The 11,380-nt window shown below is 26.9% G+C and carries 10 protein-coding genes, 1 tRNA gene and 1 other annotated feature; of the genes, 3 read left to right on the forward strand and 8 right to left on the reverse strand.

Going from position 1 to position 11,380, the window contains the following annotated elements:
- Nucleotides 1–8: 8 nt before the first annotated feature.
- Both ABUA17_RS05555 and ABUA17_RS05560 read right to left on the reverse strand, forming a co-directional pair.
- Complete coding sequence (locus tag ABUA17_RS05555) at nucleotides 9–566, reverse strand: glycerol-3-phosphate responsive antiterminator (RefSeq protein WP_042401321.1); 558 nt, start codon at nucleotides 564–566, stop codon at nucleotides 9–11.
- 167 nt (nucleotides 567–733) lie between these two features.
- Nucleotides 734–1,219 (reverse strand): hypothetical protein, encoded by a 486-nt coding sequence (locus ABUA17_RS05560; RefSeq protein WP_042401318.1) that lies wholly within the window; start codon nucleotides 1,217–1,219, stop codon nucleotides 734–736.
- Nucleotides 1,220–1,386: 167 nt separating this feature from the next.
- On the opposite strand from ABUA17_RS05560, the gene ABUA17_RS05565 reads away from it, so the two are divergent.
- On the forward strand, nucleotides 1,387–2,271 hold the full coding sequence (locus tag ABUA17_RS05565) for a DUF2156 domain-containing protein (RefSeq protein WP_349817869.1): 885 nt from the start codon (nucleotides 1,387–1,389) through the stop codon (nucleotides 2,269–2,271).
- A gap of 40 nt (nucleotides 2,272–2,311) precedes the next feature.
- On the opposite strand, the gene pheT is transcribed toward ABUA17_RS05565, so the two are convergent.
- From pheT to ytxC, 6 genes are all read right to left on the reverse strand, one after another.
- On the reverse strand, nucleotides 2,312–4,690 hold the full coding sequence (gene pheT, locus ABUA17_RS05570; RefSeq protein WP_042401314.1) for a phenylalanine--tRNA ligase subunit beta: 2,379 nt from the start codon (nucleotides 4,688–4,690) through the stop codon (nucleotides 2,312–2,314).
- A 17-nt stretch (nucleotides 4,691–4,707) separates the two neighbouring features.
- Nucleotides 4,708–5,727, reverse strand: a complete 1,020-nt coding sequence (gene pheS, locus ABUA17_RS05575; RefSeq protein WP_042401310.1) for a phenylalanine--tRNA ligase subunit alpha — start codon at nucleotides 5,725–5,727, stop codon at nucleotides 4,708–4,710.
- A gap of 126 nt (nucleotides 5,728–5,853) precedes the next feature.
- Nucleotides 5,854–6,074 (reverse strand) — a binding site (T-box leader).
- Between the two features lie 60 nt (nucleotides 6,075–6,134).
- On the reverse strand, nucleotides 6,135–6,917 hold the full coding sequence (locus ABUA17_RS05580; RefSeq protein ID WP_042401306.1) for a TrmH family RNA methyltransferase: 783 nt from the start codon (nucleotides 6,915–6,917) through the stop codon (nucleotides 6,135–6,137).
- A gap of 11 nt (nucleotides 6,918–6,928) precedes the next feature.
- A complete protein-coding gene (locus ABUA17_RS05585; RefSeq protein WP_042401302.1) occupies nucleotides 6,929–7,600 on the reverse strand; it encodes a potassium channel family protein in 672 nt (223 codons plus the stop codon).
- 10 nt (nucleotides 7,601–7,610) lie between these two features.
- On the reverse strand, nucleotides 7,611–8,957 hold the full coding sequence (locus tag ABUA17_RS05590; RefSeq protein WP_042401299.1) for a TrkH family potassium uptake protein: 1,347 nt from the start codon (nucleotides 8,955–8,957) through the stop codon (nucleotides 7,611–7,613).
- 344 nt (nucleotides 8,958–9,301) lie between these two features.
- Nucleotides 9,302–10,192 (reverse strand): putative sporulation protein YtxC, encoded by an 891-nt coding sequence (ytxC, locus tag ABUA17_RS05595; protein ID WP_042401296.1) that lies wholly within the window; start codon nucleotides 10,190–10,192, stop codon nucleotides 9,302–9,304.
- A gap of 143 nt (nucleotides 10,193–10,335) precedes the next feature.
- Between ytxC and ABUA17_RS05600 the strand changes: the two genes are divergently transcribed.
- Together ABUA17_RS05600 and ABUA17_RS05605 are read left to right on the forward strand one after the other, a co-directional pair.
- The gene (locus ABUA17_RS05600; protein ID WP_042401293.1) at nucleotides 10,336–11,037 is read left to right on the forward strand and encodes a DUF6873 family GME fold protein; all 702 of its coding nucleotides are present in this window, start codon (nucleotides 10,336–10,338) and stop codon (nucleotides 11,035–11,037) included.
- Between the two features lie 123 nt (nucleotides 11,038–11,160).
- Nucleotides 11,161–11,232, forward strand: a tRNA-Cys gene (locus ABUA17_RS05605).
- Nucleotides 11,233–11,380: the final 148 nt, after the last annotated feature.

Consider the following 11,380-nt stretch of genomic DNA (forward strand, 5'->3'; position numbering starts at 1 on the left):
TTACTTAATTAAACTTTCCAAATACTATTCTTGCTACTTGATACACTTGTTGCACCTGCACTTAGTGCTGATATAACATCTTCTTTATTATCAATTAGCCCTCCAACAACAATAGGTTTATTAGTACAATTTTCTATTTTCTTTATTACCTTTGGTATAACACCTGGTAATATTTCAATAGCATCACATTCCGAAATAATATGACTTTTGCTATTATTAAGTGAAATTGTATCAAAAATAAAAAACCTTTGAATTGCAATCAAGCCATGTAGCTTTGCAGATTTAATTACATTTGCTTTTGTACTTATTATTCCATTAAAATAAGTATTATTTTTTATAAACTTAATTGAAACTTCCTTACTAGAAAGTCCTTCAACTAAATCAATATGTAAAATACCAATTTTATTTTTATCTCTAATTTTTTTACTTATTTCACTTACTGATAATATATCTCCAAATAATATAAATATTATATTTATATTTGATTCTAATGCCTCTTGAAGTGAATCAAAATCCTTAACTGCTGCTATAATAGGATTTTCATTCAATAATTCATTCATTCTCATAAATTTTTCCTTAACCTTATAATTAAATTGTTTACATGGTAATAATAACATATGTTTTACTATTCATAAAGATATTATAAACCTTATTGTTAATAAAAAAAGATTATATTTCTCATTATCATTAACATTTAGTAATTCTAATAAAAAATATAATCCTATCTTACTAATTATTTAGGTACGCTCAAATTCTTTAAATTTAAATCTAAAACATTTATTCCAAACTCTAATGATCCATTTTTAGTATTTAAAGTATTTATATCTAATTTATCAAGTTTTATTCCATAAGTATCTGTACAATAAGCTTGTACTATTTTTTCTATATCAATTGTAAGCACTTTATTTTTTAAAGTCATTCCTTCAATATCATTTATAGATTTTGTTAGTAATGCAATCGAACCTTTAACTAATGGATTACTTGATGTTTTATTAGAAATTTTAAATTCATTAATGGTAATATATATGACATTATTTTTAAAACTGCTAATACTCATAATTCCATTGAAATCAACATTTAATCCCATTAACTTATAAATTCCACTTATCTTTATTTGATCACCTAATTCTAATGATTTAACTATAGTTTTATCTTGAAGTGATATTAACTTTAATATATCATCTTTTGACAAGTTTAAAATCAAATTTTGTAACTTCATCTTCTACCTAACCCTTTATATAAATTTATTATTCATTGAATTATATTCTTATAGCCAAATTAAATTCCTAAAATTTTGTTAATCAAGTATTAACATACACATCTTTTAATTACAAAAATAAAATAATATATATACTATTTTCTTCCTTATTAAGAGGAGATGGTAAATTGAAAAACTTTAAAAGCATAAATTTAGAAGATAAAGATTTATTTGAGAAATATTTGTGCAAAATAGATAATAAATCTTATGAATATTCTTTTGTAACACTTTATTTATGGAAAGATTTTTGCAAAACACAATATTCTATCATAAATGATTGCTTAATAATAAAAAAGGAAACAGAAGATGGAACTTTTTTTATGATGCCTATTGGCTATGATAAAAATAAATTAGAAGACTTAATATTAACTTTAAAAAGCTTAAGCCCAACCGACACTATTTATCTATTTGGGGATATTGAAGATAATTTTATTAATGTCCTAAAAAAATATACAAGTTTTCCTTTCAAAACAATCCAAAACAGAGACAACTTTGAATATGTATATTCAACTGATGAATTGTTAAATTTGTCTGGGAAAAAGTATCATCAAAAGAAAAATCACTATAATTCATTTATAAAATCTTATAATTATATTATAAAATCGATAGATGATGAAAAAATCATTCAAGATTGTTTAGCTTTAATAGAAAAGTGGCATGAAAACAAATATAAGCTTTGTGAAGAATTACGTTGTGAAACAGTAGAAATAACTAATTTACTTCATAACCTAAACTATTTAAATTTAAAAAGTATTGCAGTTTATGTAAATAATAATCTTGTTGGATTTTCAATTGGTGAAATATTAAATGATACAGCCATCATCCACATTGAACGTTGTGATATAAATTATAAAGGCATATATGCATTTATAAACAGAGAATTTATAAATAAGAATTTTAAAAATACGAAATATATTAATAGGGAAGAAGATTGTGGTTGTCCTGGATTAAGAAAGTCAAAACTTTCATATTATCCTCTATATCTATTAAAAAAATCATTAATAATAATTTAAAGGAAGCTGAAAATTCAGCTTCCTTTTTATACTTTAATAATTATCTTAAAACAGCACCTAATTTATGCTCTAATGCTTTAAGAATTTTATCATGAACTTTAGCTATATCTTTATCCTCTAAAGTTTTCTTTTCATCTCTATATGCAATTGCATAAGCTATTGATTTTTTACCTTCTGGAATTTGTGCTCCCTTATAGATATCGAATAATTGAACTTTTTCTACTAAGTTTCCACCAGCTTTTCTTATAGTTTCTTCTATTTCAGCAACTAATATAGAATCATCACATAATAAAGCTATATCTCTTGTAACTGCTGGGAATTTTGGAAGTGCCTTATATGATTTATTCATATTTGAAGCTTCAAATAAAGCATCTAAATCAAGCTCTGCAACATAACAATCAACATCTATTCCATAGTTTTCAATTACATCTGGATGAACTTCTCCAAATACACCTGCTTTTTTATTTCTTGCCATAAGTGCAGCTGTTTTACCTGGATGATAGCTTGGGTTTTCGCTTTCTCTAACATATTTAGCCTTAGCTATTCCTAATCCATCAACTACATTTTCAACTATTCCCTTAAGATCTAAATAATCACAATTACCATAAATACCAATAGTTAAAATATTCTTTTCAGTTGGTAATTTAGTTTCATCTTCATTTGGAATATAAGTTCTTCCAATTTCAAATAATCTTACATAGTCATTGTTTCTTGAATAGTTTCTTCCTAAAGATTCCATAATTGAAGGTAAAGTAGTTGTTCTCATAACACTATAATCTTCACCTAATGGATTCTTGATTTTAACTACATTTCTTAATTCACTATCTGCAGGTATATTTACTTTATCAAATACCTTAGGAGATACAAATGAATAACTAATAGATTGATTGATACCACTACCAACCATTATTTCAATTACCTTATCATTTAATAATTCATTTTTATGCTTTGGTTCTCTTTCAGTTGAAACTTTAAATATAGTTGTAGGAATCTTATCATATCCATAAATTCTTGCAACTTCTTCAGCAATGTCTTCTTTTATAGCAATATCTATTCTAAATGTTGGAATAGTTATTACTAAATCATCACCATTTAATTCCGTCTTTAAATCTAAAGAATCTAAAGCTTCTTTCATTTCTTCTTTAGAAATTTCTGTTCCTAGGAATTTGTTTATCCAATTAGAATCTACAGTTATAGAACCTTCTTCCTTAACATTATTATAAACGTCAATAGTTCCTTCCATAACTTCACCACAGCCTAATTCACAAATTAATGCACATGCTCTATCTATTGCAAGTTTAGCTAAATTTGGATCTATATCTTTATCAAATCTTGAAGAACTTTCTGATCTTAAATTTAACTTTTTAGAGCTAACTCTTATGTTAGTTCCTTCAAAGTTTGCAGATTCAAATATTACTTCTGTAGTATCATCTTGAATTTCTGAATTTAATCCACCCATTATTCCAGCTACAGCCACAGACTTAGAACCATCTTTAATCATTAAGATACTTGAATCTAATTCTCTTTCTATTTCATCTAATGTTGTAAACTTTTCTCCGTCTAAAGCTCTTTCAACAACTATTGTTTTACTTTCTATTTGTCTTGCATCAAATGCATGCATTGGTTGACCTAGCTCTAACATAACAAAGTTAGTTATATCAACTATATTGTTTATAGGTCTAACACCTGCTTCTAAAAGTCTTTCTTGCATCCATCCTGGTGATGGTTCAACTTTAACATTTTTTACACCTTTAGCCATGTATCTTCTACATAATTCATCTCTAACTTCTACTTTTAGTTCATCATTAATATTAGCTGAACATTTAGCTTCATAATTAAAGTTTGGCATTTTATACGATGTTCTTAAAGTTGCAGCAGTTTCTCTTGCCATACCAATCATACTTAAGCAATCTGGTCTATTAGAAGTTATTTCAAAATCTAATATAGCCTTATTTAACCCTAAGTATTCTTTTATATCCATTCCTAATGGAGCATCAGCAGGTAAAATCATTAATCCATGAACCGGTTCATCTCCAGCTATTCCAAGTTCTTCTTCAGAACAGAACATACCGTTAGATACTACCCCTCTCATTTTACCTTTTTTAATTTCAGTTCCATCAGCTAAAATTGACTTATGTAGAGCAACTGGTACTATGTCTTGCTCCTTCATATTAGTAGCAGCTGTAACTATTTGTATTTCCTCATCTGCTCCTATATTAACTTGACAAATATTTAATCTATCAGCATCTGGGTGCTTTTCTATTTTTGTAATTTTACCTGTAACAACATTTTTTATGTTATCCCCTTGTATTATAACCTCTTCTAAAGCTGAGCCTGAAAGAGTTAATTTATCTCCTAATGTATGTGGATCTACGTTAACTTCAGCGTAGTCCTTTAACCAATTATATGGTACTTTCATATTACTTTACCTCCTAATTAAAATTGATTTAAAAATCTCATATCACTTTCGTATAATGCTCTTATATCATCAATTCCATACTTAAGCATAACCATTCTATCTACACCAAATCCAAAAGCAAATCCACTATATACTTCAGGATCAATTCCACAGTTTCTTAAAACGTTAGGGTGAACCATTCCACAACCTAAAATTTCAATCCATCCGCTTCCTTTACAAACTCTACATCCTTTTCCTTCACAAACGAAACAAGTTGCATCCATTTCAGCTGATGGTTCAGTAAATGGGAAGTGATGTGGTCTAAACTTAGTTACAACCTTATCCCCAAACATCTTTTTAGCAAATAACTCTAAAGTTCCTTTTAAATCTGCAAAAGTAACTCCCTTATCAATTACTAAACCTTCCATTTGGTAGAATATTGGTGAATGTGTAGCATCTACAGCATCTGATCTATATACCTTCCCTGGAGATATCATCTTTATAGGTGGCTCTTGATTTTCCATTGTTCTAATTTGAATTGGTGAAGTTTGAGTTCTTAAAACTATATTATCATTAATATAGAAAGTATCTTGTTCACTTCTTGCTGGATGATCCTTTGGTATGTTTAAAGCTTCAAAATTATAATGATCAAGCTCAACTTCTGGACCATCTTCTATACTGAATCCCATTGAAATAAATATTTCTTTCATTCTTTCTAATGTTAAATCAAGAGGATGTCTCTTTCCTATAACTTGCTTCTTCCCTGGAAGAGATATATCAATTACTTCACTTGCAAGTTTAGCATTTTTTTCTTTAGTTTTGATTGCAGTTCCAACCTCTTCTAATTTTGCTTCAACTTCACTTTTAGCCTCATTAACTAATTTACCAACTATTGGTCTTTCTTCTGGTGTTAATGAACCCATACCTCTTAATATTGTAGTAAGCTCACCTTTTTTACCAAGGTATTTAACTCTTATTTCTTCTAATGCTCCGCTATTTTCAGCAGCAGATATTTCATTAAAAGCAGCTTCTTTAATTGCTAATAATTTTTCTTGCATTGTTTGTTCTCCCTTCTTACTTTAATAAAATTTTAATGGGCGTATTTATTTTTAATATCTTCATTTATTTATAAAAACTTAAATACTTTTATAAATTTTCCCATAAAAAAAGGATACCCTGCCCCACAAAGGGACGGAATATCCGCGTTACCACCCTAATTGATATGAAAAATAATTTCATATCCATCTTAATTAAATAACGGCTTCAACCGCTAACTACTACTATTACTTCACAGTTAGGACTCCTGAGGGAACTTCAATAAGAGTCCATGTAAAAAGACTTGCAGTCTATGATCTTTTCTCCCTGAACACTTTCTCAAATTTACTTTCTCATTCACAGTCTTTAAATATTTATTTACAATTTATTATACAAATAACCAAGATTTTTTTCAATACCCAGTTTTAAATTAATTTTTACAAAGTTTTTGTCTTACTTTTTCGAATAAAATAATTGAAGTTGCAACTCCTACATTTAAAGATTCTGCTCCACCAGGCATTGGAATCTTAACTTTTTTATCAGCCAAGTCAAATATTTCATCACTTATCCCGTTACCTTCATTTCCAACTGATAAAATTACTTTTCCACTTAAATCTTCATCAAAAAAGTTTTTTGATTCTTCTAGTGATGTTGCCACTAAACTAAAACCTTCATCTTTAAGATTCTTTAAAAAGCTTAAATCATTATCGTAAATAATAGGTACATAAAATATCGAACCCATAGTAGATCTTATTGTCTTATCGTTATATATATCTACAGTCCCTTTTGTTAATATTATTGCATTAACTCCTGCAGCATGCGCTGTTCTAATAATAGTTCCTAAATTTCCTGGGTCTTGAACCTTATCACATAATAAATAAAAATCACCCTTTATATCTTTAATAGAATTATTTATATTTACTACTGCTATAATTCCCTGAGTATTTTCTGTAGAAACTAATTGTGTAAATAATTCATTTTTTAATTCATATATCTTAATATTATCCACATATTCTTGTAAATAATCATTTATTTTATCTTTACCATGTTCATTTACAATTAAATACTCAATACTACATTTAGCTTTAAATGCTTCTTGAACTAATCTAAATCCCTCTATTATATATTTATTTTCTTTAGTTCTATATTTCCTTTCTTTTAACTTTCTTGTATTCTTAAATAATGCATTGTCTTTACTTTCAATAACTACCAACATTACACCTCTTATTTTCTCTTTACTAACATATCTTCTAAATTGCTTAAATCATCCGCTGATCCTATTGCTACTATAATATCATCAGATGATAATACCTCTTCTGCTTTTGGTGAAATATCAATATTTTCACCTTTCTTTATAGCCATAATATTTATTCCATAGCTACTTCTAAGTTTTAACTCTTTTAAAGTTTTACCATCCCATTCATTTAGTACTCTTAATTCCATAATACTATAATCTGGAGATAATTCTATAAAATCTAAAATACTTGCTGATACTAAGTTATGAGCAACTCTTACTCCCATATCTTTTTCAGGTAATACTACTCTATCAGCTCCAATTTTATATAATACTTTTGCATGTAAGTCACTTTGACCTTTTGCAATTATATATTTTACACCCAGTTCCTTAACTAATAAAGTAATCATTACGCTAGCTTGAATATTTGATCCAATAGTTACTACAGCAACATCAAAGTTTCTTAATCCTAATGTTCTTAATGCATTTTCATCAGTTGCATCCATTTGTACTGCATGTGTAACACTATCTGATATTTCTTGTACTGAATCTTCATCCATATCAATTGCTAAAACATCATGTCCTAGTGAATATAAAGTTTTAGCAACTGATTCTCCAAATCTACCTAATCCTATAACTACAAATTGTTTAGTATTTGCCATCTTTATTCCCCTAACCTATTAAAATTTTTCCTTCTGGATATTTAATACCAGAGTTTACCTTTTTCTTTGTTATAGATAATACAACTGTTAAAGGACCCACTCTTCCTAAATACATCATCATTATTATTAGAACTCTTCCTACACTACTTAATTCTGGTGTCAAACCTAAAGTTAAACCTGCTGTTCCCATTGCTGAAACTGTTTCATAAAATAATGCTATAAAGCTTGCACCTTTTTCTGTATATGATAATAGCATAGTGACAACAATAACTAAAGTAAATGCAACAAATAATAATGTAAATGCTTTATATACTAAATCTTTACTAAATCTTCTTTGAAATACTTCAGAATCTTCTCTTCCTTTTATTACTGAAATTACAGTTACAATTAAAACTCCTATTGTAGTAGTTTTTACACCACCTGCAGTAGAACCAGGCGAACCACCAATAAACATTAAAATTATAGTTAAAAACTGTCCAGCTGTGCTCATTCCTTCTGTAGAAATACTGTTAAATCCAGCTGTTCTCGGTGTAATAGAAGCAAATAAGGAATTCATTAATTTATCAATAAATGACATATCTGCAATAGTGTTTGAATTATTATGTTCAAATAAAAACATTAATATTGCTCCACCTAAAACTAATACAGTAGTCATTAAAATAACCATTTTTGAATGAATTGAAACACGTTTTATACTTTTACAAGTATATAGCTCACTCCAAACAGTAAAACCTAATCCACCTATAATTATTAATATAGAAATAACCATCATTATTACTATATTATTATTGAAAGACATTAAGCTATTTCCTTTTCCCAAAACATCAAATCCAGCATTACAAAAAGCTGAAATCGAATGAAAAATACTATAAAAAACCCCTTTTCCTGGGCCAAATTGAGGTACAAATTGAGTTGATAATAATAATGCACCAAAGAATTGTACTGAAATAGTAAATACTAAAACATATCTAACCATTTTTACTAGTCCTTGAATATTAAAGGTATTCATAGCATCTTGTAGAATTAGCCTTTCTCTCAAAGTAATTTTTTTCCCTAAAAGAATTGCAATTAAAGTAGTAAAAGACATGAATCCAAGTCCACCAATCTCTATAAGAATCATAATTACCGTTTGTCCAAACATACTCCAATAGCTTCCTGTATCCACTACAACTAATCCAGTAACACATACTGCTGATGTTGAAGTGAATAATGCATCTAAAAAATCTGTACTTTCTCCGCTAACACTAGAAATGGGAAGAGTAAGTAAAATTGCTCCCACTAAAATTACTATTATAAAGCCTAAAGCTAATATTTGCACTCCTTTTAATTTTATATTACTTTTAAAATTCCATTTCATTACTTCACCTCCTAATGATAAGAATCATAATATTATTTTGTTCTATTTTTTTCTTTTTATTATTTAAAAGTTCACCATGTATTTTACCATCTTTAATTAACTTTTCATAGTAATTCCACGGTAAATTTTATAGTATTTAAGATTTTCTCAATAATCTGCTTATAGTATTTATAAAATATTTAGTTATTACTTAAATTATCTTATGTTAAATAAATAATAAATTTAAATAACATTAAATTTATTAAGCTATATATTTTCTTTTTTATTAAATTTATTTTTAAATGATAAAAGGGTTGTTTATAAAATAATACAACCCTAAATTTTCAATTTTATACTTTTTACTTTTATACTTTTAATTTTGATGTTTTACAATTTGTACATCCTGTACAATAAAAAACTCTATCACCGAATACATTTACTATTGTTTCTATAAATTCTGCATTTAAGCAATTTTCTTTATGATGTATAATTACTTGCTTTGGTGCATTAGTTATTAAACCACTAATAATAATATCTTCTATTTTAGCTTCAGTATCAATTTTGCACTCTGATAATTCTTTCATAAATTCATTAAAAATGTCATTACCATATCCATCTTTTAATTCATATCCTCCACCTTCGTGGATATAAATGTTGATTTTTTCTATTTTACTTTCCTGTATATCGACAAAGTATTTTAATAATTTTACAAACTCTTTATATTCCTTTTCTACCATGTACTCCTCAACTACTTTGTCTATAATTTCTTCTATATCCTCTCTCAATTCTTTCATTCTAAATGTAATAAATCCTTTAATGTTAATTTCTTCATTTTCTTCAAGACAAGTTTTAATCTTTTCAATTATTGAATTTATTTTGCTAATACAGAAAATCATTTTTTCATCTTTTAAATTTTCTTCGCTTCTCAAAACCTTCATAATCATTTCTTCAACTTCTAATATTTCTTCTTGCTTTAAGAAGAAATAGGTTTCTGTCAAAAAATTAAAAAGTTCTTTTTCTCTATATTTTTCAATTACTATATTATATAAAATATTACTTATATATAAATATATCATTCTTTTTATTTTCTCATTATAACACTCTTCATTGCACATAACTTTTATCAAATGCGAACTTCCCTCTCCACTTTCCACAAGACCTATAGTTATATTTTTCTTTTTTAGTATTTCTCTTAACTCTTGTAATTCGTGGACTAAATCTATTTCATCATTATGCACTATCTTCATCACAAGCATGGATTTCACTCCTTTCTTAATATTAGTATGTATTAAATTTTTTTCTATATACTAAGTTGAGTGTACACTTATTATAAAATATTGATTTTTTTATGAATATTTTATATCTTATAATAAATACATTTATATCAAGGAGAAAAATAATGATAAGTTTTGTTGATTATAGAACCTCATTAGATGAAATTAATTCACTAAAAAATATGAATTATGATGTAATTAAAGTTCCTCGTGCTAATAATCTTTATTCAGCTATTGACGGTCATGTTGATATACAATTAAATATTTTAAGCAAAAAAAATAAGACCATAATTATAAATAAAGATATTAATAATGACTTTAAAAAATTATTAGATGAAAAAGGTATTAAATACATAAATAGCTTTTCTTCGTTACATGAAAAATATCCAAATAACGTATTGCTAAATGCCTATATTACTGAAAATTATTTAATTCATAACTTAAAGTACAGCGATAAAGAACTCTTAAACTATTGTAAGAACAAAAAGCATATAAATATTAAACAAGGATATTCTAAATGCTCCATATTGCCTATAAGGGAAGATGCCATCATAACTAATGATGCTGGAATACATAAAGCTTTAGTTAAAGAAAACTTTGATGTATTGCTGATTCCATTTGGAGATATTGAACTTCCTGGGTTAAACTATGGATTTATCGGTGGTGTTGGAGGTATGATTTCAGATGATTGCATGGCCTTCTTTGGCTCATTAGAACACTATGCTTTTGGAACGATGGTTAAAGAGTTTCTATATAAATATGATATAAAGCCATTATATCTAAGAAATAGTAAACTTTTCGATAGGGGAAGTTTATTAGTTTTATAATCTCTTATATAATACGTCTGTATCATTAAATTGTTGATTATTATTTATATTTTATAAATGCTAATTAATTTTATTTTATGAATATTTTATATAAATTTGCATATATTTAATTATAAGTAATTTGGCGCTATAGCCAAGTGGTAAGGCAGAGGTCTGCAAAACCTTTATTCCCCAGTTCAAATCTGGGTGGCGCCTTTTTAACTATATAATCATAAATAACCATAAGCTATAACTCTTTAATTAAAAAAATAAAACCAAGTATTAAATAAAATGGACCCTATATAGTAGACACTCAAAAAAAGAGTATCTATCTATATAGAGTCTTTTTTTGTACAATAAATTA

It is taken from the genome of Clostridium sp. RTP31139st1_H3_RTP31139_211217 (genome assembly GCF_040227035.1).
Classification (GTDB): Bacteria; Bacillota; Clostridia; order Clostridiales; family Clostridiaceae; genus Clostridium; species Clostridium saudiense.

Bases quoted from the DNA above. Each gene is read 5' to 3' on its own strand.
- ABUA17_RS05555 (WP_042401321.1), bottom strand. From the start codon at position 566: ATGAGAATGAATGAATTATTGAATGAAAATCCTATTATAGCAGCAGTT.
- pheT (WP_042401314.1), bottom strand. From the start codon at position 4,690: ATGAAAGTACCATATAATTGGTTAAAGGACTACGCTGAAGTTAACGTA.
- pheS (WP_042401310.1), bottom strand. From the start codon at position 5,727: ATGCAAGAAAAATTATTAGCAATTAAAGAAGCTGCTTTTAATGAAATA.
- ABUA17_RS05560 (WP_042401318.1), bottom strand. From the start codon at position 1,219: ATGAAGTTACAAAATTTGATTTTAAACTTGTCAAAAGATGATATATTA.
- ABUA17_RS05590 (WP_042401299.1), bottom strand. From the start codon at position 8,957: ATGAAATGGAATTTTAAAAGTAATATAAAATTAAAAGGAGTGCAAATA.
- ABUA17_RS05585 (WP_042401302.1), bottom strand. From the start codon at position 7,600: ATGGCAAATACTAAACAATTTGTAGTTATAGGATTAGGTAGATTTGGA.
- ABUA17_RS05600 (WP_042401293.1), top strand. From the start codon at position 10,336: ATGATAAGTTTTGTTGATTATAGAACCTCATTAGATGAAATTAATTCA.
- ytxC (WP_042401296.1), bottom strand. From the start codon at position 10,192: ATGCTTGTGATGAAGATAGTGCATAATGATGAAATAGATTTAGTCCAC.